The organism is Bacillus sp. FSL R9-9410, from assembly GCF_038050385.1.
Taxonomy (GTDB): domain Bacteria; phylum Bacillota; class Bacilli; order Bacillales; family Bacillaceae_G; genus Bacillus_A; species Bacillus_A cereus_U.
Genome location: NZ_JBBOTV010000001.1, coordinates 3,122,344 through 3,147,868 on the forward strand (window position 1 = coordinate 3,122,344; position 25,525 = coordinate 3,147,868).

Consider the following 25,525-nt stretch of genomic DNA (forward strand, 5'->3'; position numbering starts at 1 on the left):
TAGTTCGGATAATATCCAAACTACAAGCTTTTTTCATAAACAAAATTATCAATTGCTAGCAGCACTATATGCTACATGTCGTTTCTCAATCCGTTCTTCAATTTCTTTCATATTCTCTTTATTAGTTAGTAGGGATTGTTTATTTTCTATTAATAATTGTTTAAAGGATTTTCTCACTTTTTTTCGCATGTTTATTTTCCTCCTTGGGGGATGGTTTATATAAAAGATAACTTGAAACTTTAATCAATGAGAGGATTTACCCTCACTAATTATTAGCCTACATCAATCGGGCTTTTACAGGGAGTTACTCTTCCATCATCACTCTTTATTCAGCTATAATACTGAGATAGAAGTCCTATCTCCCGTTAATGCGGGATAAGGATTTATCTGTGTGTCCTTATAATAATTGATTGTTGTGAAATCCATTTGAACTTCATATGAAAACTAAGCTTATATTCTGACAACTTTGTGAACAAAAAAAGAAAGGTAGATCAAAATTATATTTGATCTACCTTTCCATACCCTTTAAAGCATATTAATCAATATTTCAGGTCTTCCCCAATTCATTTCGTCGCAAACGAATCGTAGTTTTTCTTCATTCATTGTGTGTAATCCTTCTTCTAACGAACATGAAATCGGAACTTCACAATGAATTTGCGCTAATTGTAAAGAGATATTTAAATTCTCTAAATCACTTTCAATTTTTGTGCGCTGCGCTTTCGTTAATGATGCTATATTTTCTAGTACTGCCGATACTGTCCCGTATTCTTGAATAAACTTATACGCTGTTTTTTCACCAATACCTTTTACACCCGGATAATTATCACTTGTATCTCCCATGAAAGCTTTCGCATGAACAATTTGCCAAGGTTCTACACCTTTCTCTTCCATGATTTTTTCCGGTGTGTAATACTCGTAATTTCCAATCCCTTTACGAAGAAGCATAACTGTAACATTCGTATCAACAAGTTGAAGTAAATCTGTATCACCTGTCAAAATATAAACTTCCGCTTCATTGCAATATTGTTTTGCAAGCGTACCGATACAATCATCCGCTTCATAACCTTTCATACCGATTACAGGCATAGATAATTTCGCAGTCATTTCTTGCACTAAATCAAATTGCGGAATTAATTCTTCCGGCGGTGCTGCACGGTTTGCTTTATAATTCGAGAAAGATTCCGTTCTAAATGTCGTACTTCCCATATCCCAGCACGTTACAATGTGCGTTGGTTCGATTGCTTGTGTTGCTGTTAATAAATGCTTCATATAACCATGAATCCCATTCGTCGGGGTACCATCTTGTCGTTTCATAAATTGTCCATGTACACTTGTTGCGTAAAAAGCACGAAATAATAGTGCCATACCATCAACTAATAATACTTTTTTCATAATTCCTCTCCTACTAACAAAAAATAATAACCTCACGTTATCACGTAAGGTTATATATAGATTACCATTCTACGTTTTTATTCAACTTTTTCTATTATACATTGTTTTTGTATATTTGGCATCATTAACACATTAAGACATTCTACCGCAACAAGTATGAAGTATTCCTGAATACGTATTTTTACCTGTCGAAACAACTACAGCCTTTGCATTTCCCCCAACAATATACGTACCTTTGAAACATACATTTTCAAGTTCAAGTGGATTATAGTCTTTCATCCGTTTTAATGGAATAAATCGTTTACGTTCAAGATGATAGCAACTTTCAAATTTCTCAATACTAGCATCGTTTCCTGTCAGCATAGATTCATTTACTAATAAATCATTTGCATAAATAATACGTACATCTGCTGGCACTGTATCGCCCTCTGAAAGAAAAATCATATCTCCAGGTACAAGCTCTTGTACTGGCAATTTCATCATTTTCAATTCATTATTTAGCCCTGTTATGCTAGAAGCTTCTACTCTAGAAACAGTAACTGTTTCACATTGTAATTCATCACACACATTTTGTTTTGAAAGACCCGGGATCATTCCACTTAGCTTCATCATTACTTCCGCAATACGCGCTCTTTTTGAAGTTAATTCATTTCGGCCGTATACTTGAATACGTTTTTGTGCCTCTTTCATAGATAGTCCGTCTCTTGTTGTTTTAAAATACGCAAATACAGATTTTACATCTCTTGTTGCGATTTCAATTAATAAATCTTTATTTTTTTGAAGCATTGTTTGTTCTTTCATTGCTTTTTTACTTAATTTATACGAAGTGTTACCCACACTTTTATTTACATATAACATATTATCGTCTCCTCCTTTACAACATAGGAAGAAACGCTTTGTTTCTCAATTTATCCACTTTACCGTGAAAGTGTCTAGCGCTTAAATACTCGAATAAACGCTACATTATGATAAATATAGAGGGAGGAACAAGTCGTTTCCTGCCTACATCATATATTTTTGATTTGAAGTATATGGGTAACGGAACCGAGTCAGAATTTGACATGCTCCTCACCTCCTCCTTAATTTTTTAGTTATAATCTATACTATGAAATTACTCATAGCTTGCTAACAAAAAAGACCCTTACTCATAAGAGAGCAAAGGTCATTGCATACACAAATAAGCGATTCCCAATATAATATAATTAGAAATCTACGGACCTCTCCCTCGCCGAGTTTTAGCACTGTATAGCATAGGTTCATTACCAGCTACGTTAAGAAAAACCTTAATTCGATCATTCCTGTTGACCCATTGGCGTCTCTCGACATTTTTGGGCAGTAGCATTTCTCTATACAGGAGCCTCACCTAACAGAGACTTATTTTAATTACATAGAAAATGTTACTCTTATTTAAAATAGATGTCAACACTTTGTATGGAAACTTTTCCTTATTACAACAACTACCTCTAGTACTGTACACTAATACGCATCCTGCTCAGCATTCGGCTACATAAATTAATTGAACACCTATTACAAAAAATTAGCACATGAAAAATAAAACCCTTACGTTAAAATGTAAGGGTTTTAATATGTTACACAACCAGCAATTACAATTCCGATGGAAAGTGATAAAAACATAAGGAAAAGACCAACTGCTTGATTATCTTCTTCAAGGCTTTTATTAATATTAAAACGTGGTGTAAGCCATTCCGCTAAATAAAAGACAATAATTTGAGCTAATATCCCAACAGCCCCCCATGAAACCATATCAAGAATTGAAATAGAATTAGCAGCCGTTGAATATAAAACGATAGCAAGACCAAGTAGTCTCCCTCCAAGTACATAGCTTACTGCTTTATTCCCTTGAGCCATTAACTTAAATTCCTTAACTTTCGTTGTCACTTCCATAAGAAAAAGACCGATACATAAAAGTGCAAGTGATACTGCTAAATATAGTAAAAAATTAATCATTTATTTTCCTCCTTCTTAATACCTACCGGTAAATAATACGATTCATTTCCCGTAATTTTTTCTCCGGCACGTATACCGATGCTGCTCGCTTTTCCAGCAATTAAAAATGCCCCAAACACGTACGACAGCCTCTCAATTCCTTTTTCAGTTTCCAAAAATACAACTGGAAGCTCTGTATATTTCTGAAATATAGGAAGTGATGATTTATACGTTTCATGTGCATTTCGAATCATAATATTTGTATCCTTATCACGAATCGTAATCGTGTCACCTTCCCTACCGAACGAAGGTTTTTGAACGAAAGGACTTTTCCCAAAAAATAAATCTGGCTCTAAATATGTAGGAAGCATATATTCGTTAATCCACTTTTGTTCCTCACTTGTGTAAAAAGCACCTTCTTCTGCTAATCCCCAAATAAGACATTGAATTGATTTCGGCTGAAGTAAAAAGGCCGACAAAGGATTTATAATAAAAAGCTTTCCTTCTTTTACAAGTTGCAAAAGTTCTACTCCCACCAAATCCCCCGTTTTTGGATCTTGATCTTCAATTAAGTCTTCAATTGGATATGTTTGGCGATACAAAACATCAATTGGTACACCATCTCTATCTACTAAAGCATCATCTGTAATTCTAAGTTCTGTCATTGGCATCACTTTATTTTCAACATGACATAGCCCACTCAAATACATAGTCGTATTCCAATCTTCTATATGTTCATGATGAGCTGTGAAAACAACATTTGGATCTTCCATTCCTTTTGTAAACTCCATTACGGCTTTTGTAATACCGGAAGAAAGTAAGCGCTCTTGATTTGCATTTGGATCATCATAGCCTAATTTTTCACAAACTTTTCCATTCATTTGAAAGCATTCCACAATAAAAGTTGGAGTGTCACTATTAAACTCAAGCATTTTAATACGATTATCATCTGTTAAAGCAAAATCAAATCGTGAAATAACAGATTCAGGATACATTCCTTTCAGTCTAATAAAAGGCAAGCTTGCAGCTGGAAAACCAAGTTCAAGAAGCTGTTCATTAGATAAATCCCGAAGAAGTCTAGCAGTCTTAAAAAATATTTTCCCCATTCGTTCAGTTGCTAATTGTAATTGTTTCATCGTTTGCTCTGTTATTGGGAAAGCATGAAACAAACTATACTCACATTCATATAAATCCGACCAGAAATGCGGATAATTCGAATAAAATCCTCTTCGTTCCTTTATGTATTGCGACATATTTTAACCTCCAAATCCACCTTTTGAACCGCTTCCAATTCCACCTTTAAATTCGGCCGAAGATTGATAAGTTTTAAACGCTGATGAATTTTTGAAGGTGGATTTATTTTGATAGTATTTACCACCATAAAAGTAATGTCCACGATAACCTGAACTACTATCATCACACTGCCAAACACCAAGTTCATCATCCCAATCCCAATCAGAACAACTATTATCATTCGGTTCGGGGGGAATATCTTGCGCGCAGCCAAATAAAGTGCCCGTCATTAAAGATGTCAGGACACCACCTACTAGCCATTTCGTTTTTGTCACCTTTGCACTCCCCTTTTTAAATTATATTTCTATTATATAAGATGTCATGATAAAGTAGAAGAAAAAGGAAGAAGAGGGATAAAATGCGATTGGAATATCGGCTCAATGATGAAACTAACGGGTATCCGGCTTTATGGAACTACGCAAATATTTCTAATTCTGAAATTGTCACGCGCATGACTTGTGAATATTTTATAAAAGATGGAAATACATATGTCGTTACTGCAACTTCAGTAGATCCAGACGGGACAGCAGTGTTATATATACAAAAAGAAGTTTTTTTCAACGATCCTTCAGATCCTACATACTCGCACATAGGTTTTGAAATTAGAGAACTAAAGGAAGCAAGCTCAATTATAATAGAAAGTAAAGATGTGTGGAATTACGAGGACATCTTACCCTCTCTCCATTCAGATATTATATATATTCAACGGGATGGAATACATTTGGAATTCACTCTAGATTCAAGAGAAATTGATGAAGACCGCAAGTGCTATATTTATTATGGAAACTTTACAGGTAAATCGAGATAACATGAGCATATTTATTCAACAAAAAAACCTTACGTATAAAACGTAAGGTTTTTTATATAGTCCCACATATGCCGTTATCTATAGATGTCCATAAACCTGCTCTCACAGGTGGATGTTCTCACAAATGTTTGTAACTTCCTTCTTAAAAAGATGGCCTGCTATCTACATTTAAATATTGAACTTCCATATTATACTTATTGGTTTAAGACATACACAAGCCACGTACACCGTAGGAATTTTATATAATGTTAGTTGAAATAAGACCCCCGCAAGTGCCGTTCCTCGTAAATGTCCAAAAACCCGCTACTCGCAGGTGGATGCCCTCACAGTTACCGTATATCTTCCTCCACAAGGAAGGCTTGATAATGGTCACTAAATATTGAGCTTCCGTAAAACTAACATCGGTTTTAGACATAAATAAGTTACGTACACCGCAGGATGTATTATTTACTTGTCGTTATATTATCACATTGTTTCCAATGTGTAAAATATAATATTTTTGAAGCAATCTCTTGCTTGTGACCTTATTTTAATACAAATTATTTTTGCATGCAAGTGATTAATCTTCTTCTTTTGCAATTTGATTTTCTGGATAAGAAATCCAATCACTCCAGCTACCGGTATACAATTTAACATTTTGAAAACCAGCTAATTTTAATGCAACTATGTTCGGACACGCTGTAACACCAGAACCACAATATACGATTGTTTCCTTCTCTTTATCAAGATTTTGGAAACGCCCTTGCTGTTCCTCTTCGTTTTTAAAGTGTCCCGATTCTAAAATTCCATCTTTCCAAAAATAGTTTACTGCCGTCGGAATATGCCCTGCCTTCGAATCAACAAGCTCTTCCGCACCTGCATAACGTTTCGGCTCTCTAGAATCAATTAACGTAATATCTATACCTGCATGAATATTCTCTCTGACCGTTTCCATCGTTACAAGCATATTTTCTTGTATTTCCGGTATAAAAGGTTTTCGTGCAATAAATGGGATATTCGGCGTTGTCTGTAATCCATTCTCTTTCCAAGCTGGAAATCCACCGTCTAATATATACACTTTCTCATGTCCTACATAGTTTAATAACCACCATAAACGAGAAGCCATTGCACCAGCTTGACTGTCATACGCAATCACTGTTGTATGTTCATCAATCCCAGCCTGTGAAAGCTTGTCTGCAAACTGCTCTATATTCGGTAATGGATGGCGACCACCATGCTCTATTACAGAACTTGATAAATCTAAATTTAAATCAAAATATAACGCATGGGGAATATGTTCTTCCTCATACTTCTCTTTACCCCAATTTGGATTCGCTAAATCAAAACGACAATCGACTATACGGACATGTTCATCTTCTAAATGCTCACGCAACCATTCGACTGTAACAATCATCCTTAACGCCCTTCTTTCTCGTTCACACGACCTACATACTCCATAACCATATCTGTTGTAACAAGTTTACGTTGCGGCGCAACGCCGCGTTTTGCAAGGTCATTAATTTGCTTTGTTACCATATTAATTGCATCAACTGAGAAATGTTTTCCATTTGATGCAAGTGCGATCGCAGCCTCAATCGCTGCTTCGCGTTGCGCATCTAATTGTAAAAATATTTTTACAATCTCATTTTGTTTACGAGAATGTGCTGTAATTGCTTTATGTACTTCCATCTTCTCTTCCCCCTAAATAATTTATACTTATTTGTTTAATTTCATTGCAAGCCGAATCATATCACGACATACAATTCCATTTTCAATAATCTCTTCTTCATAATGCTTTGAAAAGTAATCAAAATCAATAGAAAAAATACGAAATCCACATTTTTGATATAACGCAAGTTGTGAAATGCTAGAATTACCTGTACCAACTTCAAGCTTGTACATATTATATTCTTTAGCTTTTTCTATTGCATGCAACAATAACCCCTTACCAATACCTTTTCCTTGCATATGTTCTACAACCGCAATATTCATAATTTCCATTGTCTTTGGTCTTGTTTCCAAAAGCACATATACACCGATAACTCTTTCTTCTTGTTTAGCTATATACGTAAACCCTCTCTGTACATATGCATCAATTTGGCGTTCACTTGGATCAGCAAGGAGCAATAAAGATTTCGGTATAGCTTCTTTCGAAATACGCTCTATTACAACAGACATAAAAATTCCCCTTTCCCTATTGTTCTAAACCCCCCTTGTCTACCATAGATAATAGAAAGGAGGGATTCACCATGGACAACAATGAGAAAAAATGCAACGTCATCTCTATTGATGGAAAGAAAAAGAAGAGCGACACATATTCCTATCCAAAATTAGTAGTAGAAAACAAAACGTATGAGTTTTCTTCATTCGTCTTATGCGGTGAAACACCAGACGGCAGACGCTTAGTTCTTACCCATATGATTTCTACTGATGAGTTTGCAGGGTTTGTAAAATCTTTAGATACTGTACTACAAAAGAAAATTGAACGAATCTTTTTTTCATAACGGCTATTTAATATAAATTTCTTTTTCAATTTCTACTAACTGCTTTTGTAGCTCTTCTTTACTTTGTTCATATAGTGATACATCAATTGTTTCAGCTAAAACGAATAATATACTTTCATAATAATTCTCAACATCTTGCTGCATCACTTTTTGGAATAGGTTCCATTTTGCATCCCACTCTTGCTTATAATGATGAACGAATAAATCTTCTTCATCAGCTACATAGTTTGATACGAAAGGTTCTAACACTCCTTTAGCGTCTTCTTGCATAAAAGCTTTATCATTTTTTTCAAAAAAGCTTTTCTCATTTTTAAAATGTGCTAGTGCCTTTTTAAAATCTTTTATTTCTATTGAAGGAAACGGCTCTTTATGTGTAATAACTTTATATTCATAATCCACTGTTCCACCCATAGAAATCGATTCATTTTCCACTTTGCAATTCACAACAATTTCATCCTTTGCACGCTTCATCGCTTCATCTATCCATTTTTCAAGACGTAATGATGTCGCACGCATTTCTTGTAATAAATCATGTTGAATAAATGAAACTAATTCCATTACACATTGTTGCAACTGCATTTTCACATTCCCGTCTGTTCGTAACGACGCCGGATTAATAAATTCAGTAAACACATCGTTATAGCGTAAAAATAGACGTTGATGTACATAATAAAGCAATTCTTTCACTTCATTTTGCATTGCTTGCTCTTCAGCAAGTACACTATATGATGAAATAATATGAAGTAGCTGATCACGCTCTGCTTCATATTTTTTTGTTTGCTTCTCTTTCTCATCATTTCCCTGCTTCGCGCCATTTATCATATTTACAAGAAGCTGATTCGCTCCTTGCAATGCACTATATAAAGCATGCACAGATACAAGCATTAAATCCCTCATCATAAAGGACGTAAATGATTCTTCAAACTTAGCAATCCCAGAATTTTGTAAAATACCATACTTTTCTTTATCAATACTTTTCCCTTGCTTTTCTTCAAGCGCACATAAACTTGAAATTGCAAATAAACGTGGATTTCTAATACCGTATTGCAAGAGCTGATCCGCAATATAACCTTTTACCATTTCAAGTTCTTCTTCGGATTGTGCTAAATCGGCAGCATTTATTAAGAAGAACATTTTATCAAGTGCAAATGTATCCTTTACACGACCGAGCTGAATTAAAAACTCACGATCTGCGCGAGAGAAAACATGATTATAGTATGTTACGAATAAAATAGCATCTGCGTTTTTAATATACTGGAATGCAACATCCGTATGGCGAGCGTTAATAGAATCCGCCCCTGGTGTATCTACAAGAGCTACTCCTTGCCTTGTTAAAGCGCAATCATAATAAAGCTCCATATGCTCAACAAAGCATGATTTTTCTTCATTAGCTACATAATCAGAGAACTCCTCTAACGTAACTTGTACTTGTTCCCCTAAATGATTAGCAACTGCCTCATATCCTTTTTGTACCGCTCGTAAAAAGCTAAATGTTGTTTTTTGCTTCCCGCTTGGTGAAGGATATTTCATAATTTTATCAATTTGCGTTAACGCTTCTCCCAATGTAGCAATTTCATAGTGAAACATTTTATAAACAGCTTTCATATCTTCTAACAGCGCTTGCTCTGACTTAAACTGGACAATTACCGTTCCATGTGGTTTATCTTCTGTAACTGGCAGAATTTGATTTATTGTTGCTGTCGTTGGGTTTGGCGATACAGGAAGTACCTTTTCACCGAGCAATGCGTTAGCAAATGATGATTTCCCAGCACTAAAAGCTCCAAATAACGCTACTGTAAATTGCTTCGTTTCTACACGCTGTCTTTTTCCAACTACTTCTTGCTGTAAATGTTTCAGTGTAGGCAATGGATCTAATATCGTTTCAGCTTTCTTCACTTTTTCTAATATACGCTGAATATTTAAAGCTTTCGTTCCTTTAATCTCTTCTTCACTAGCCGCTACGTTGTCATTTACAATGTCTTGCTCTTGTAGTGTAAACTTCTCACTAACAACTTGTTTTTTACTTTGTAATATTTCGTCTATTTGCAATCCATCTGGTATAGAAACATGTTCATTCCAAATATCTCCTAAATAGCTCTCATATTCCTCATACTTCTTAATATATTGTAATTTCGTTTCTTTTGCTGTTTGTAACATCGTGTGTTTTTCAATTTCTTCTTCAATACGAGCAATCTCTATCTTCACTTTCTTCTGCAATATACCCGTACTTTTCCCGAAAATTTGCTGAGATTTCATAAAGTATCTTTTCTTTAACTCATTTGCAACGTCAGCAGTATAAAGAAGTAAGTAATCACCGGTAAATCCAGCCCCTTGTTTAATTGTTTCAGCCAACACTTCCGGTCCGAAAGCAATCTCTAACGCATATATGTCTTTCCCTATTTCTTCTGTAAATAACCCTTCTTCTTTTAAGAAGGCTACAATAAATTCTTTCACATGAAAATCAAGTTGCGTTTCAACAGTCTTTTGAAGAGCAAAATAAAAAGCATCTACACGTCTCTGTTTTTCTTGCTCCGTCTTTCCTTTCGCAAATAACAAACCAACTTTAAACTTCGTTAATTTCGTTTCTAAATATTCATTTGCCAATTCTCTCATTTCAAATGGCATTAAATACGCGTTATCTAATATGGCTTGTAAACCTTTTATAAATTCATTTCTCGCATCAGATTCTTTACTAGCCGCGCGATTTTTATTTTCAGTTAACTCTTCCTTTTTTTCAACTATCTCTGAAAGTGACAGTGGTGATGTTAATTCTTCTTCATATTTCATAAGATGTTTTTCATTTTCAGAAAGAATAAACGAACAATGTTCTTGCAGTAAATATTCTGTTTCTCGCTCCATTCCCTTTCTTACATACTGCTCTTTTTCTTTCATGATAGAAAAAATTAATGCTTCTAAACTTTGAATTTCATTGTATGGATGATTCATCATTCGCAATGATGTATAAAAAATACCATCTACTTCAATATCCCAGTTAGAAAAAGACTGTTTTACACTATTTCTATACTCTTCAAACGATATCTCATTTGCTTTATGTTTATCTATTTGGTTTACAATGAGATAAACCGTTTTATTACGTTGTTTCAATTCTTTAACAAATTGTAAGTTAACCTCTGATTGGACATGGTTATAATCCATCATATAGAAAATAACATCTGCTAGATGCAGTGTTGATTCTGTCGCTAATTGGTGGGCATCATCCGTAGAATCAATTCCGGGCGTATCAACTAACATAACCCCATCAGGAATTGGCGCATCATTTCGATAAATATGAACACCAATTACTTCATCACCATCTTTACATATTTGTTTTAATTCTTCTACTGAATATGCGCCGTCATATTCATACTGTTCTCCAGACTTAATCGTTACAACAACGCGATCAGATCCTCTTTCAATTTTAACGACGTTAGCACTCGTTGGAATCGGACTTGTCGGTAATAATTGCGCTTTATATAGGTGATTCATCATTGTCGATTTCCCCGCAGAAAAATGACCACAAAAAGCTAGCATAAGCTGCTCTTGTTTATATTTTTGAATCACTTCAAACAACTTCAAACTATTCTCTGCATCACCGTTTTTTTGCCACTCTTCATAAAAACAAACAAGTTTTTTCATACCGTTTGTCTGTACTATGTTTGTCATCCCCTTGTTCCCCTTTATCCAAGATGTATATACTTTATCCCGCTGTTTGTGGGCAGTCACAGCCCGTTTCGTGCGGGCTAATAATCAGTGAGAGATAGACCTCACCGCTGATTAAAGTTTCACTTTATTATCATACTAAATTTTCAGCATATTCACATCAAAAATAAAAAATCCCTTTCATTCTTTTTACAAATGAAAGGGATTTTATGTAATATTATTCATTTTGTTGTTCCTACTCCATTTAATACATACTTTGTAACACCAACATATATAGCAATCGTTCCTGCAACAAGTGCATACACCATATTAATACACCAACCTTTTGATAATGATTATCACTTTTAAATACATTTTACCATTAAAGAGAATCATTATCAACAATTTTCTAAAAAAGAAAGCTCCTTCGGGAAAAGGAGCTTTACTGCCTGTTTTGAAGAAGTTTAAAACTTGCTGTGCACTCTTATTATATCTCATAATACACATCTTAACAGTTTTAAAAATTGGAAATCTCCCCTATCCCCTCCCTCTTACATTTTGTATAATAAAGTGAAACTGTAATTAGTGGGGATTTTTCCCATCACCACTAATTATTAGTTGAACAAATCGGGCTTTTACAAGCAGTTGATCTCCCACCTAACTTCCTCGTATTCACTTAATTTTGAGGTGGGAGTCTTACTGCTTGTTAATGCAGGATAAAAGGGAATTACTTAACAAGGAGGAAAATAATGACACAAGATCTTTCACAAGGCGAGAGGATACACTCAATTGATATTATTAGAGGAATAGCTGTACTCGGTATTTTTCTTGTTAACTGGCCAGTTATCGCTGGTGTTGATTCTCGAGACATTTCCGGCGTTTATGATGGATTAGACAGCTATATTCGCTTGTTTTATGACATGTTTATTCAAACGAAGTTTTATACTATTTTTTCATTTTTATTCGGATTAGGTTTTTATATCTTTATGAATCGTGCTGAGGCGAAAACAGATCGTCCGAAAACTTTATTTGTTCGCCGCTTGCTTATTTTATTATTATTTGGGTTCTTGCATTACGTTCTTTTATGGGACGGGGATATCTTACATAGTTATGCAATCGCTGGATTTTTCTTATTGTTATTTTATAAGAGAGAACCTCGTACTATTTTGATTTGGGCATTAGTTTTACTGAGCATTTTTCAATTTTTAATGCTAATTACTAGCATTGGAATTGCCTTAATGCCAAGAGATGAGCTAGGACTCTCCTTACCAATCATGCCATTAGAAGACTGGATGTTACAAATACAAAATCGTTTCCATGCGTTTTATTCTGAAGCAATTGGGCTAAGTGCATTCATGCTTCCAGAAACAGTTGGATTATTTTTGCTTGGTTTATATGCTGGCAAAAAAGATATTTTCCGCCGCTCAAAAGAATTAGATCCAAAACTAAAAAAATGGCAAATTATTATGTTCATTTTAACATTACCAATGTGGTTCTTTATGGTTCGTTATTTCTTGTCAAAACAACCTTATGATCCGATTTATATGAGTGCCTTTACAATGTTTAGTGGAAAAACATTATTCATCTTTTACATTTTCACACTCATGCGCTTATTACAAAAAGAAAGATGGCAAAAATTATTACGCCCATTCCAATATGTCGGACGAATGGCGTTAACAAATTACATCACCCATACCATTGTTACGTTACTTGTATTCGGTCTATTTTTCAAAAATTATTATCCCGCTCCGTTATGGGTCGGACCACTATTTTGCATCGGTTTCTATACGTTACAAATCTTCATTAGCCGCTGGTGGCTTTCTCGTTATCAATACGGGCCACTTGAATACATTTGGCGCCTTGGTACGTACGGTAAGATGATGCCACTTAAAAAGAAAAGCAAGGTCTCATAATGAGACCTTGCTTTTCTATGCTTCTCTTACTGCACTTTGCATCGGAACTGGCTCTTCTTTTACTTTACGCTGCGGCACCATATTAAATACAATATTTAAAAGTACTGCTGATGCACTTCCAAGTACAATTCCGTTATCAGTTAAAATACGAATATTTTCCGGAAGCTGTGAGAATAACGTTGGAACGACTGTAACACCAAGTCCGATTCCGACAGAACATGCAACGATTAATAAATTCTCTTGTTTTCCAAAATCAACACTGCTTAACATTTTAATGCCATACGCCATTACCATGCCGAACATTGCTAACATCGCACCGCCAAGTACTGATTTCGGAATAATTGTTGTAATGGCTGCGATTTTAGGAATAAACCCAAGAGCAATTAACATACCACCACAAGTATAGATAATAACGCGATTTCTTACTCCAGTTAATTGAACAAGGCCTACGTTTTGAGAATATGTTGTGTATGGAAATGCGTTAAAAATACCACCTAGAACCATTGCTAATCCTTCTGCGCGATAACCTTTTGTTAATTCTTTTTCACCGATCTTTTTATTGCAAATATCAGATAATGCAAAATATACACCTGTTGCTTCCACAATCCCTACGCAAGCAACGAGAATCATCGTAATAATTGGCGTTAATTCAAATGTTGGTGTACCGAAGTAAAACGGCTGAATACCGTGGAACCAATCTGCCTCTCCAACCGCTTGCAAGCTTACTTTCCCCATAAATGCTGCAACGATTGTACCGAATAAAAGACCAAGTAATATAGAGATTGAACGGATAAATCCGTCAAAGAACCGATACATAATAATGATAAATAATAAAACACCAAATGCTAAAGCTAAATTTTCTAGACTTCCGAAATCTTTGCTTCCAACTCCTCCAGCCATATCATTAATAGCTGCTGGAACAAGTGTAACCCCAATGACTGTAACGACAGATCCTGTTACAACAGGAGGAAACAGTTTTACAAGTTTCCCAAATAATTTCGCGAAAATAACAACAAATAATCCCGCAGCAATAATTGCTCCATATATAGAGGACACGCCGTATTGTTTACCAATTGCAATCATCGGTCCAACCGCTGTGAATGTACAACCAAGTACAACCGGAAGCCCAATACCGAAAAAGCGATTTGATAATGCTTGTAAAATCGTTGCTACGCCGCACATTAATAAGTCAATCGATACTAAATACGTTAATTCTTGTTGATTTAAACCAAGTCCCCCGCCAACAATAAGCGGAACAATAATTGCGCCAGCGTACATGGCAAGCATGTGCTGAATGCCAAGCGATGCAATTTTAAATGGGTGCTGCTTCATCGTTAGTTCACCTCCGCAGTTTCTTGCTGTACAAATGTAACTGTGCCGTTATCAAGTGATGCAATTTCTGCTAGTGATTCAACACGAACTCCCTGTTCACGCAGTTTCTTTCCTCCATCTTGAAATGCTTTTTCAATAACAATGCCAATTCCCGCAATACTTGCCTCGGCTTGCTCTACTAAACTTATTAAACCTAAAGCAGCCTGACCATTTGCTAAAAAGTCATCAATAATTAATACATGATCATTTTCATCAATATGATTTCGAGATAATGAAATCTCGTTCGTTTCTTGTTTTGTAAATGAGTATACTTTCGCAACATACATATTATCTTGTAACGTTAACGATTTACGCTTTCTTGCAAAAACTACTTTTACACCAAGCTCTAAAGCAGCCATAACCGCTGGCGCAATGCCTGAAGATTCAATCGTCACGATTTTTGTAATGTTCTCTTCTTTAAAACGCTTAGCAAATTCTTTTCCGATTTCTTGCATAAGTACTGGATCAATTTGATGATTTAAAAATGCATCTACCTTTAATACATCACCAGATAAAACCTTTCCTTCGTTCAAAATCTTTTCTTGTAATACTTTCATGTTAGTTCCTCCTCTTATGCAAATAAAAAACTCCAAAAGCCGCCACCACTCGTTACAAGTGAGAGACGTGCTTTTGGAGTTTCGCAAAAAAGAATGCTAAACAAGCAAATATATTCGTCCTCACTCATAGTCAAAGTATTTACGGTACTTCGGTAGAAACTTGCAGGCCATATCCCCGCGATTATATGAGTGTAGCTAACTTATTTATTTATAGAAGGATTATAACGCACTTTTTTCACTTTGAAAAGCATTTATCGAAAAAACACGTACGAATTTTATGAAAACACCGTTTTTGTTCGAGTTTTCCCAACTTTCACATTTCATATTACAACGTCGTTAATATGATAGGACCATCCTTCGTAATCGCAATTGTATGCTCATATTGTGCAGATAATTTCCCATCCATCGTCCGTGCAGTCCATCCGTTTAAATCTACTTTAGAATATCGCATACCGGCATTTACAATAGGTTCAATTGTAATTACCATTCCTTCTTGTAATTCTGGTCCTTGCCTTGGCTTACCAAAATGAAAAATTGCTGGTTCCTCATGAATTTCTTTACCAATTCCGTGTCCCGTAAAGTCTCTTGCAACAGAAAACCCTTCAGAAGCTACATAACTTTCAATTGCGTATCCAATATCTCCAACATGGTTACCACTTATCGCTTGCTCAATCCCTTTATATAAAGCACTCTCTGCTACTAACAATAACCTTTTTGCTTCATCAGCAATATCTCCAACTATATACGTCCATGCAGAATCCGAAAGCGCACCATTTAAATTTACTACCATGTCAATTGTTACAATATCTCCTTCACTTAAAGAAACATCTGTTGGAAACCCATGACACATTTCATTGTTTACAGATGCACATATTGCGTATGGATAATCGTTATACCCTTTCTGTTCGGATCTGGCACCATGCTCTTCTAAATATGCTTCAACAAACGTATCAATTTCTTGTGTAGTGATACCTGGTTTCATCATTTTTGCAATTTCTCTATGACAAGAAGCTAGTAACTTCCCAGATTCATGCATCAAATCTATTTCATTTTTCGTTTTAATTGTAATCATACTACCTCTCCTTACTAAACTTGCTATTTGCTACTAAACTTCAATCATACACACCCTCTTCCAAAATTTCAAAACTTCTAACTATATCAAAATAAAAAAACAGAAGCCCCCTTCTGTTTCTTAATCATTTTTACATATATAATTCATTTTCAAAAACTCAAAACAGCTGCCATTCGTTTTTTGAATAAACGTCCCAACTGCTTCGAACCCTGCTTTTTTATATACTTTGATTGCCCTTTCATTAAATGCCGCTACTGATAATGTTATATAGTCACATTTATATTTTTCTTTACTAAAATCTAATCCAGCTTTTACGAACTGTAAACCTAATCCATTGCCTGTTATATCAGGTCTCATTCCAAGGCCTATATCAACCGTTTGATTATTTATTTTACAAAAACTAAAGAAGCCAATTATAATATCGTTTTCTTTCACGACAAATGTAGTATTCCCTCTCATATGAGCATTTAAAAACTCCACTAAATCTTCTTGATCTGCCTCTATATCATAAAAAGAATACTCCCCTTCATAATGCCAGTTGTATGCAATTTCTTCTGCTTCCGCTTGCGACATTACTGTAAACATATAGTCCATTTCTCTCACTCCCTCATAAAAAAGAGCTGCAATTAAGCAGCTCCTGTTTTATAACTCATAAATCTCTTTATATTTAGCTTCTAAATAATCAGCTAAGTAATTTGCATTTAAACCTTCACCTGTCACATCTTTTAAAATTTCAAGTGGTTTTTTCGTTTTGCCGTATTGGTGAATATTCTCTGTTAACCATTCACGAATTGGTGTCACGTTTCCTTCTTCTAATAATACATTAAAGTTTGGAATATCCTTTAGCATCCTATGTTTAAATTGCGCTGCATACATATAACCAAGCGCATAAGATGGGAAATATCCAAATGAACCACCAGCCCAGTGAACGTCTTGTAATACACCTTGTGCATCATTCTCTGGACGAATACCTAAATACGTTTCCATCTTATCATTCCATGCCGCTGGTAAGTCCTTTACTTGCAATGTGCCATCAAATAATTCTTTCTCCAGCTCATAGCGAACCATAACATGAAGCGGATATGTAATTTCATCGGCTTCTATACGGATAAAGGATGGTTTTGACTCATTAATCGCATCATAAAACTCGTCTACTGATACACCGTCAAATTGACCGTCACTATATCGCTTTAACAAATCATAGTTTTTCTTCCAGAACGACTTATTACGGCCAATGAAGTTTTCAAAGAATAACGATTGTGACTCGTGAATTCCCATTGATGTTCCACTGCAAAGTGGTGTTCCTTCTAGTTCCTCTGCAACATTTTGCTCATATACAGCATGACCACATTCATGAATCGTGCCGAAAACAGCCATACGGAAGTCTTTCTCATCGTAACGAGTCGTAATACGAACATCCCCTCTATTTAATGTAATTTCAAAAGGATGTACCGTTTCATCAAGACGACCCGCTTCAAAGTTATAGTTCAATTGTTTTAATAACTCTAAAGTAAAATTCTTTTGTTTTTCTTTTGAAAAATGTTCGGATAAAGCATTTGTTTTTAATTCTTTTTTAGACTCAGAAATTTCTTTCACAAGCGGAACGATACGTTCACGTAGTTGACCAAATACATGATCTAACACTTCTACTGTGATTCCCGGCTCATACATGTCTAATAGCGTGTTATATTTGTACGTTTCGTAACCCCAATATGTAATAAACTTCTTTTTGAATTCAACAATTTTTTCTAAATACGGACGGAACATTTCGAAGTCAGATTGTTCGCGAGCTTCTTCCCATACACTTTCCGCTTTCGCTTCTAATTTCACATACGCTTCATATTCCGCTTGTGGAATTTTCTTATTTCTATCATATTCTTTACGACACTCTTCAACCATTTTCTTTGTCGTTTCAGAAAGTTTATTTTCAACAATTAAAGATTCTAGTTCAGTTAAATAGTTCCCCATCTCATCTGAAGTCGACATCGCAAACACTTCGGATGAAAGCATTCCTATTACTTCTGAACGCTGGTCTACTCCTTGTTTTGGTGCACCTGTTCTTAAATCCCAAAACATTAAGCTTAATGCTTCTCCATAATTCTCTATCTTCTTCACATATGCTAAAAATTGTTTTTCTACTTCATATGTAGCAACTGTCATAGTATAAAAAACCTCCTTTTTCTACCTCAACCTTATTTCGACATTAAAACATAAATTCCTTTTCTAATAGAAAAAAAGCTTGGCAAATGCCAAACTTTTCCCTACAACATTTTTTCGCTTAAAGTACTTTTCCTTCTACCGGAAGCACTTTCTTCACTGCTTCTATCACTTTTTCATCTTCATTATCTGATAAGAATAATGATATAGCACCTTTATCTTCACTTGTACGAATTAAACGTCCAATTCCTTGGCGAAGACGTAAAATCATATAAGGCACATCTACGTCCCAAAATGGATCATTCACATGTTTACGCTTCGCCTCAAACACAGGATCGTTTGGAGGGAATGGTAATGACCAAATAATAACATGTGATAATGATGAACCTGGAATGTCTAAACCTTCCCATAAATGAACGGCACAAAGTACAGTCTCTTCTTCATTTTGGAAACGAGAAACGAGCTGACTAATTTCTTGATCTCCTTCATATAGGAACGGAACTGACATTTGCTCTTTACTTACATATTCTTTAAACGCTGCAAGTTCTTGCGTTGTACGGAATAATACGAGTGTACGTCCATTTGTTTTTTGTATATTTTCAAGTGTATATTGACACTTTCTTTCCCATTCATTTTCTTTCGTATACGGAAGTAAGTTTACAGTCATTTGCTCTTCATAATCAAACGGCGAAGCAACTGAGAATGATAAGTAATCTTTTACCCCTAGACTATTTGCAGTAAATGCGAACGAATCATTGTCAGATAATGTCGCAGAAGAGAAAATATACGGAATCTTCTTCGAGAATACTTTTTCTTGTAGCACTTCTTCAACTGCACGCGGCATAATAACTAACGTAAAGGCACCATCACCTTCTTCACCCCATGTAATTACATTTTTCTCGTGCATGAAAAGACGAAGTGAATGCTCTAACACATCTAAATGCTCATCAACAATATTTAAATCGTATGTGTTTACTGTATGCATTTCACTTTCAAATACTAATGCATCACCGACTTCACCGATTTTCGCATAAAGTCTTTCTGCCTCAGCAGTTACCTTTTCTGTCACAATAATTTCTAAACGATCAGAACCTTCAATTTCCTTTTTATTCTCTTGTAGTACCCCAAAGAATTGTTCAGTTTGCCAAATTGTTTCTTCTACTAAATGTGCGAACTCTTCACGAATATCGTTTTGTAATAATCTCGTTAAAAGTTGCTCCATCATCGTTTGCTTTAAACGGTATGTTAAAGCTTTTTGCGCTGCATACTCTACAAGATGTCCTTCATCGAATACAACGCAGCTACTTTCAGGTAACAATGGCATTTGCCCTTCACGTTTACGTGCATCATATGTCCAAATATGATCCATATAGAAATCTTGAGAACAAATAATTAAATCTGCAGCTTTACGATAATGTTCACGAGAAAGTGTTTGACCACAACGATGACGAGAATCACAAGTGAAGCAATCTTGGAAGTAATCCCAGTTTACCTTTGACCATTCCTCGTCATTTAACAGTGGAAATTCTTTTCGATCACCATAGTGAGTAAAGTTCTGCATCGTACCATGATCGAATACGAACTGAGGTAATTCGTAATATACATCTTCAATTACTTCTGGAGCTCGTCCACTCATAACATCTTCAAGTTTACGCAAACATAAATAATTATCCATTGATTTCGCAAGTCTAACATCAACAGATAGCCCTAATGCTTCAGATAACTTAGCGATGTCTCCTTCTTCTTTCACAAGCTGCTCAATTAACGTTTCATCTGCACAAGCGATAATAGCTGGCTTCCCTGTATAACGTGCATAACAAATTGCATATAGAAGATATACAATTGTTTTCCCTGTTCCTACACCTGCTTCTGCAAACATAACTTTCTTCTCTTGGAAAGCACGTTCTAACTGAAACGCCATAAAAATCTGTTCATCACGCTCTTCAAAGCCTTTTTCCGGAAGAATGTCGTAAAACACATCTCCAATCCACTCATTCAACTTATCATAAAAATTATCTTGTTTCCCTACTTCAAATGGTAACCTATTCTCAGTAAACATCCTTAGCCTCCAACCAAACAATTTTTCTATAAAAAGATATAGCAACTGCTACTCACATGTGTGCAGCCACTTTCCCCTGTTGCAATACATAGAAATACACGAAAAAAAATTTTCCTTTCGAAAAAGGAAAATTTTTTTCTATATTAATGACTTTAAATACCGTTTATCAATCGCTGTTTCATGTGAAAGAGCTGACAAATATTCTTCCTGCGCTTTTTGTATTTCATCTACAATCGCACCTTGACTATCCGCTTCTTTTCCGAGCTCATCATACGTACGGTGAATAGCTTTTTGAATCATTGATAATTGGAAACTATCCATATCACTTCCTCCTTTACGCATTACATAATAGCCAGTATATGCGCGCTGGAGGAGTTTTATACTATGAATTACGCGGTGGACGTTTTCCGAAGTATTGATAGTAATCTGTACGGATAAATCCGTTAAACAGTTTACGCTTTTTCGATGCATCTTTTCCGTAACACTTCTCAAATGCTTCATAACTTGTTAATAAATACATTGACCACGTATCTAATGGGCGGAATACCTCTCCCGTTTCTTTATATAATTTTTCAACAAGCGCTCTTTCACTTAAACGTTCTCCGTATGGAGGATTCGTTACAACATAGCCATATTCCTCTTTTGTCGTGAAATCTTTTACTTGCATTTGTTTAAATGATATAAGGTCCCCTAATCCAACTTCATCTGCGTTATCTTGGGCAACTCTTATCATACGGTGATCGATATCTGATCCAATGATTTGCAATGATTGATTATAATTTGCTAAATCTTCAGCTTCTTGACGAGCTTCGCGCCAATTTTGTTTACCAACCCAGCCCCATTCATCCGATGCAAAGCCTCGGTTAAATCCTGGTGCGATATTTTGTCCAATTAATGCAGCTTCAATTGGAATTGTACCAGATCCACAGAAAGGATCAACGAAAGGACGATCCGGCTTCCAGTTTGTTAACTTAATTAAAGACGCAGCTAATGTTTCTTTTAAAGGCGCTTCACCTTGCTCAAGACGGTATCCACGTTTATGAAGACCTACACCACTCGCATCGATTGTTAATGTTGCAATATCCTTGAGCATTGCAATTTCAATACGGAATAACGGACCATCTTCTTCAAACCAAGTTGTGCGTCTATACGTTGTTTTTAATTTCTCAACAACAGCCTTTTTAACGATACGTTGGCAGTCTGAAACGCTAAATAATGTTGATTTTAAAGATTTCCCAATAACAGGGAATTCTCCGTTCTCTGGAATATAATCTCCCCAGTTTAACGCTTTTGTTTTTTCAAATAACTCATCGAATGTTGTTGCTTTAAATTCGCCGACTTTAATTTTCACACGGTCTGCAGTACGTAACCATAAATTCGTACGACAAATCGCTTTTTCATCCGCTTCAAACGTCACCTTTCCGTTTTCCACTTCACATTCATAACCAAGATCGCGAACTTCTCGGGCAACTAACGCTTCAATACCCATTGCCGCTGTTGCAATTAAAGTAACTTTTCCCATTTATATTCACCTCTTATGTATAATCAAACAATAATTAATAACATGTTGTCCTATTAATTATCACATATCACGAAGAATATTCTCATTTACCATTTTAACTCACAACTTATAAATTCATACAAATAAAAAGCCCTCCTCTAACAAAGGAGAGCTGAGTTATTTCATAGTTGGTTCATAACGTTCTGTAAGCCATGTTCTGTTCCTTTGTACTGCAAACGGCCCACGCCTCGTACTCCGGTGGTAATCATCTATCTACAGGTTATGAAAACCTGTCCTTTCCCATCGTTCATTTCCTTGGAAAAGATTCCCCTACCATTATTTGGGTTTCTCGCTCGTGGGGTTTACCTCGTTCCACTCCTATCATTTCTTCAAGGACTTCGTCACTGTGGCACTTTAAAGGTAGTCAAACCATATCCGAAAGGACTTAGGTTTTTTCCCTGCCGTTAAACCAGCCTCACAGCCAGAATACCCTAGCTTATGACTTGGCTAGGCACGAACACTACAACCATCTCAGGCTGTGCGAGCATGGACTTTCCTCTACAACGTTGGCGTTGCAGCGATTACCCAAACGTTATGACAAACATTAGTATAGTGGAAACAAAAAGATTTTGCAATGTTTTTTTCTATGTAAAATGCTTTAACCTTTTTACCACCTTACATTATTCGTATAACTTACTTCCAAATACAGCTTTTTCTAAATTAGATATACGTTTTAAAATATCCGTATTCGTATTGTTATATACAGGTTGTGCAACTGGTGTTTGTACCGGTTGTTGCGGAACTTGTGTTGCCGCTACTTTCTGCTCTTCTAATTCACGTTTCAAACGAGCATTTTGTTGTTTTAATTGATCAAATTCCTTATGAAACGCTTCATAATCTTTAATAATCATATCAAGAAACTTATCTACTTCTTCTTGTTGATAACCTCTCATACCTGTTTTAAATTCTTTTTCTAAAACATCTTTCGCTGTTAATTTAATTTTATCCGAAATCATTTTCTTCACCTCAAATTTTTGCCAAAGCTTTCATTAACTAAATTTTTTCAGAAACAATGCCTTTTGTCAATCAAATATACGAGTACTATATTACATCTTACTCTGCATTATTCCACTGTTCCTCTTCCATTATATCTTGTAAATCAGAAAAAAGAATGAAATAACTGTGATAATTTTCTATTTCTCCTTTTTTCTTAGCTGCTTCTACAATATATTTAGGGCTCCCAGACTTTTCTTCATCATATACAGCTAAAAGTGCATCGCTTTTTTCAATAAAAAATTGATTCTTTAATTTAAATTGCTCTGGGCTTTCGTACTTCCGTTTCGTAATACTATCAATGTGATCTGCTTGCGAAAGAATAAATTCGTAATATTCACGGTTATCTTCCTTCCAATTTTCTTCTTGTTCTAAAAAAGGAGTAAATACCGCTAATTTTAAATCTGGATATTCTACTTGAATTTCAAAAACAACTTCAGCAGCCCATAGCTCTACTCCTAACTGGCCGCTAATAATAACCCATTCCAAACCTTCTTCTACAAAAGCAGTTAATTTACGATGAATCGCCTTTTTTATACATTCTACTCCTGGATGATCATTTTTAAATATTCCAAGCTCAAATGGCTTATATCCTGTTACAGCAACAACTTTCATATCAACACTCCAATTACAAAAAAAGAACTAGCATTTTGCTAGTTCTAACATATCATTTACTTTTTAAACATTCCACCAACGTTTGGTCCGATATTTGGTCCAAATGGTGATACATTCGGTCCTGGTCCAAATGGTGACACGTTCGGTCCTGGTCCAAATGGTGACACGTTCGGTCCTGGTCCAAATGGTGATATTTGATGCCCATGGTGATGATGTCCATGACCGCATGGTCCACATCCACCACCAAATCCACCACCAAATCCTGGATCACCAGGATCTACAACGTTTACGTTCGAGTTTGTTTGTGGGAAGAATCCTTGATTTTTAATTTGTTGATGGTGTACATGTGTTGTATGCGTTGGGAAAATGTGTGGCACCACCGTTGTTGAAAAAGAATGTGTTACGCATTGTTTTGCCGGATGAATGACAGGAGCAGTTGTACAAATAGGTCCTACAGGCTTATGCCCTCCAAAGCAAGGATGACAATGATGCATAGTTTTTTCTCTCCTCTCTCGTTAAGAAAATCTGATTACACTTTACAATATGAGAAAGGAGGTAAAGCCGCTTGTTATATATACCCATTTATTTCATGGAAATTTGTCTAGTAACCAATTTCATACGTAATACCTATTATAGACAACCCCCTACTATTATTTACCAAAAAAGCCCCCGACTTGCTTAACAATCCCTGTTACTTGATTCATCGCGTTCATCATTTGTCCAGCTGTGTTCATCATTTTATTTACATCGTAGTTACCATCTGATGATTTAAATTGTGAAACAAAACTAGAAAATTGACTTGGTTGCTGTTGCTGTTGCTTTTGTTTATTCATCGTTGGATATGGTTGTTTCGGTGGATAAAACATAGCTTGTTGATTTACATATTGAGCTGGCGACATGTAGTTTTGTGAATTCATATACGCTTCCTGTGGTTGATTCGTATACATTTGCTGCGGCTGACTCATATGCGCTTGCTGTGGTTGATTCATATATGCTTGCTGCGGTTGATTCATATGCGCTTGCTGTGGTTGATTCATATGTGCTTGCTGCGATTGATTCATATGTGCTTGCTGCGGTTGATTCATATGTGCTTGCTGCGGTTGATTCATATGTGCTTGCTGCTGATTCCCAAACGACACTTCAAATGGTTGATAATAATTTTGGTTTCCATAATGAGGCTCGAAAGGATACATATTATATCGTAAATATGTATCCTCATTATATTGATACATATTTTGCTGTGCATATGGATTTGCTTGCTGATATACATTAGGTTGTTGAAACATGCATTCTCTCCTCCTTCGCATAAGTTTCTACATATAGAATATGTACCTATAAAATAAAATGTGTAACGGAGTATCTGTCTATTTTTGTCGGAAGTTTAAATTTTTAAAAAAATTAGAAAGTAAACCCTTCCATGCTATGATAATAAGGAAGAAGATTCTCATTGGGGAGGAATCAACATGGTATTAGGGGATTTAAAACAAGCGTTTTCTCAAAAAAAGGGGTATTACACTGAAAATTCGAATGAACTGTTAGACTTTGCGAGACATTGTTATCTTGAAGGAAAAGTATGCATATCAGATTACCGAACATTAATACGCGAGTTAGAAATAAACGGTGCAACAAAACCTACAACAGTGACAGAAGCATAAAAAAAACAAG

The 25,525-nt window shown here is 35.5% G+C and carries 26 protein-coding genes, 3 other RNA genes and 2 riboswitches; of the genes, 4 read left to right on the forward strand and 25 right to left on the reverse strand.

The genetic code is table 11. The annotated features are described in order from the left end of the window. Positions 1-48: 48 nt before the first annotated feature. From MKX77_RS16185 to MKX77_RS16210, 6 genes are all read right to left on the reverse strand, one after another. The gene (locus MKX77_RS16185) at positions 49-189 is read right to left on the reverse strand and encodes an FbpB family small basic protein (RefSeq protein ID WP_001228051.1); all 141 of its coding nucleotides are present in this window, start codon (positions 187-189) and stop codon (positions 49-51) included. A 336-nt stretch (positions 190-525) separates the two neighbouring features. After that, entirely contained in the window at positions 526-1,392 is an 867-nt protein-coding gene (locus MKX77_RS16190; RefSeq protein ID WP_215555819.1) for a 5'-3' exonuclease, read from the reverse strand. Between the two features lie 132 nt (positions 1,393-1,524). Next, the gene (locus MKX77_RS16195; protein ID WP_341307229.1) at positions 1,525-2,250 is read right to left on the reverse strand and encodes a P-type ATPase; all 726 of its coding nucleotides are present in this window, start codon (positions 2,248-2,250) and stop codon (positions 1,525-1,527) included. Between the two features lie 354 nt (positions 2,251-2,604). Continuing rightward, positions 2,605-2,770: riboswitch (M-box (ykoK) riboswitch) on the reverse strand. Between the two features lie 203 nt (positions 2,771-2,973). Continuing rightward, the gene (locus tag MKX77_RS16200) at positions 2,974-3,360 is read right to left on the reverse strand and encodes a DUF350 domain-containing protein (protein ID WP_002117799.1); all 387 of its coding nucleotides are present in this window, start codon (positions 3,358-3,360) and stop codon (positions 2,974-2,976) included. Further along, the gene (locus MKX77_RS16205; RefSeq protein WP_341307230.1) at positions 3,357-4,592 is read right to left on the reverse strand and encodes a glutathionylspermidine synthase family protein; all 1,236 of its coding nucleotides are present in this window, start codon (positions 4,590-4,592) and stop codon (positions 3,357-3,359) included. The genes MKX77_RS16200 and MKX77_RS16205 overlap by 4 nt, the downstream gene beginning before the upstream one ends. Before the next feature lie 3 nt (positions 4,593-4,595). Continuing rightward, the gene (locus MKX77_RS16210; protein ID WP_002158538.1) at positions 4,596-4,907 is read right to left on the reverse strand and encodes a hypothetical protein; all 312 of its coding nucleotides are present in this window, start codon (positions 4,905-4,907) and stop codon (positions 4,596-4,598) included. A gap of 83 nt (positions 4,908-4,990) precedes the next feature. On the opposite strand from MKX77_RS16210, the gene MKX77_RS16215 reads away from it, so the two are divergent. Next, the gene (locus MKX77_RS16215) at positions 4,991-5,440 is read left to right on the forward strand and encodes a hypothetical protein (protein WP_341307231.1); all 450 of its coding nucleotides are present in this window, start codon (positions 4,991-4,993) and stop codon (positions 5,438-5,440) included. A gap of 55 nt (positions 5,441-5,495) precedes the next feature. On the opposite strand, the gene ssrS (MKX77_RS16220) is transcribed toward MKX77_RS16215, so the two are convergent. The 5 genes from ssrS (MKX77_RS16220) to MKX77_RS16240 all read right to left on the reverse strand — a co-directional run bounded on the left by ssrS (MKX77_RS16220) (position 5,496) and on the right by MKX77_RS16240 (position 7,597). Then, positions 5,496-5,679, reverse strand: a non-coding RNA gene (gene ssrS / locus MKX77_RS16220) — 6S RNA. Positions 5,680-5,700: 21 nt separating this feature from the next. Continuing rightward, positions 5,701-5,883: non-coding RNA, 6S RNA (ssrS, locus tag MKX77_RS16225), on the reverse strand. Between the two features lie 116 nt (positions 5,884-5,999). Next, on the reverse strand, positions 6,000-6,833 hold the full coding sequence (locus tag MKX77_RS16230) for a sulfurtransferase (RefSeq protein ID WP_341307232.1): 834 nt from the start codon (positions 6,831-6,833) through the stop codon (positions 6,000-6,002). A 2-nt stretch (positions 6,834-6,835) separates the two neighbouring features. Further along, on the reverse strand, positions 6,836-7,108 hold the full coding sequence (locus tag MKX77_RS16235) for a DUF2533 family protein (RefSeq protein WP_002149260.1): 273 nt from the start codon (positions 7,106-7,108) through the stop codon (positions 6,836-6,838). Positions 7,109-7,135: 27 nt separating this feature from the next. Then, positions 7,136-7,597 (reverse strand): GNAT family N-acetyltransferase, encoded by a 462-nt coding sequence (locus MKX77_RS16240; RefSeq protein WP_341307233.1) that lies wholly within the window; start codon positions 7,595-7,597, stop codon positions 7,136-7,138. A 71-nt stretch (positions 7,598-7,668) separates the two neighbouring features. Between MKX77_RS16240 and MKX77_RS16245 the strand changes: the two genes are divergently transcribed. Further along, a complete protein-coding gene (locus tag MKX77_RS16245) occupies positions 7,669-7,923 on the forward strand; it encodes a DUF3931 domain-containing protein (protein ID WP_000369740.1) in 255 nt (84 codons plus the stop codon). Between the two features lie 3 nt (positions 7,924-7,926). On the opposite strand, the gene MKX77_RS16250 is transcribed toward MKX77_RS16245, so the two are convergent. Continuing rightward, positions 7,927-11,586: a dynamin family protein gene (locus MKX77_RS16250; RefSeq protein ID WP_341307234.1), complete on the reverse strand. Its 3,660-nt coding sequence runs from the start codon at positions 11,584-11,586 to the stop codon at positions 7,927-7,929. 725 nt (positions 11,587-12,311) lie between these two features. On the opposite strand from MKX77_RS16250, the gene MKX77_RS16255 reads away from it, so the two are divergent. After that, positions 12,312-13,475, forward strand: coding sequence for a DUF418 domain-containing protein (locus MKX77_RS16255; RefSeq protein ID WP_341307235.1), 1,164 nt, complete (start codon positions 12,312-12,314; stop codon positions 13,473-13,475). 15 nt (positions 13,476-13,490) lie between these two features. Here MKX77_RS16255 and pbuX read toward each other — a convergent pair whose 3' ends face one another. From pbuX to MKX77_RS16320, 13 genes are all read right to left on the reverse strand, one after another. Beyond that, positions 13,491-14,807: a xanthine permease PbuX gene (gene pbuX, locus MKX77_RS16260; RefSeq protein WP_002126498.1), complete on the reverse strand. Its 1,317-nt coding sequence runs from the start codon at positions 14,805-14,807 to the stop codon at positions 13,491-13,493. 2 nt (positions 14,808-14,809) lie between these two features. Further along, a complete protein-coding gene (locus MKX77_RS16265; protein WP_215555812.1) occupies positions 14,810-15,403 on the reverse strand; it encodes a xanthine phosphoribosyltransferase in 594 nt (197 codons plus the stop codon). 107 nt (positions 15,404-15,510) lie between these two features. Further along, positions 15,511-15,612, reverse strand: a riboswitch (purine riboswitch). A 116-nt stretch (positions 15,613-15,728) separates the two neighbouring features. After that, positions 15,729-16,475, reverse strand: a complete 747-nt coding sequence (locus MKX77_RS16270; protein ID WP_341307236.1) for a type I methionyl aminopeptidase — start codon at positions 16,473-16,475, stop codon at positions 15,729-15,731. A gap of 120 nt (positions 16,476-16,595) precedes the next feature. Further along, on the reverse strand, positions 16,596-17,069 hold the full coding sequence (locus tag MKX77_RS16275) for a GNAT family N-acetyltransferase (protein ID WP_341307237.1): 474 nt from the start codon (positions 17,067-17,069) through the stop codon (positions 16,596-16,598). Positions 17,070-17,117: 48 nt separating this feature from the next. Next, the gene (ypwA, locus tag MKX77_RS16280; RefSeq protein WP_341307238.1) at positions 17,118-18,635 is read right to left on the reverse strand and encodes a carboxypeptidase; all 1,518 of its coding nucleotides are present in this window, start codon (positions 18,633-18,635) and stop codon (positions 17,118-17,120) included. A gap of 118 nt (positions 18,636-18,753) precedes the next feature. Continuing rightward, a complete protein-coding gene (locus tag MKX77_RS16285) occupies positions 18,754-20,691 on the reverse strand; it encodes an ATP-dependent DNA helicase (RefSeq protein WP_341307239.1) in 1,938 nt (645 codons plus the stop codon). A gap of 138 nt (positions 20,692-20,829) precedes the next feature. Continuing rightward, entirely contained in the window at positions 20,830-21,012 is a 183-nt protein-coding gene (locus tag MKX77_RS16290) for a DUF3921 family protein (RefSeq protein ID WP_341307240.1), read from the reverse strand. Between the two features lie 61 nt (positions 21,013-21,073). Continuing rightward, positions 21,074-22,213 (reverse strand): THUMP domain-containing class I SAM-dependent RNA methyltransferase, encoded by a 1,140-nt coding sequence (locus MKX77_RS16295; protein WP_215555807.1) that lies wholly within the window; start codon positions 22,211-22,213, stop codon positions 21,074-21,076. A 180-nt stretch (positions 22,214-22,393) separates the two neighbouring features. Next, positions 22,394-22,785, reverse strand: an RNA gene (rnpB, locus tag MKX77_RS16300) — RNase P RNA component class B. A gap of 87 nt (positions 22,786-22,872) precedes the next feature. Next, positions 22,873-23,208, reverse strand: coding sequence for a cell division regulator GpsB (gene gpsB / locus MKX77_RS16305; protein WP_215555806.1), 336 nt, complete (start codon positions 23,206-23,208; stop codon positions 22,873-22,875). Between the two features lie 97 nt (positions 23,209-23,305). Then, the gene (locus MKX77_RS16310) at positions 23,306-23,860 is read right to left on the reverse strand and encodes a DUF1273 domain-containing protein (protein WP_215555805.1); all 555 of its coding nucleotides are present in this window, start codon (positions 23,858-23,860) and stop codon (positions 23,306-23,308) included. Positions 23,861-23,916: 56 nt separating this feature from the next. Continuing rightward, a complete protein-coding gene (locus tag MKX77_RS16315; protein WP_341307241.1) occupies positions 23,917-24,354 on the reverse strand; it encodes a CotD family spore coat protein in 438 nt (145 codons plus the stop codon). Positions 24,355-24,510: 156 nt separating this feature from the next. Further along, positions 24,511-25,146 (reverse strand): YppG family protein, encoded by a 636-nt coding sequence (locus MKX77_RS16320; RefSeq protein WP_341307242.1) that lies wholly within the window; start codon positions 25,144-25,146, stop codon positions 24,511-24,513. A gap of 177 nt (positions 25,147-25,323) precedes the next feature. Between MKX77_RS16320 and MKX77_RS16325 the strand changes: the two genes are divergently transcribed. Further along, on the forward strand, positions 25,324-25,515 hold the full coding sequence (locus MKX77_RS16325; protein ID WP_002030817.1) for a YppF family protein: 192 nt from the start codon (positions 25,324-25,326) through the stop codon (positions 25,513-25,515). The last annotated feature ends 10 nt before the right edge of the window (positions 25,516-25,525 follow it).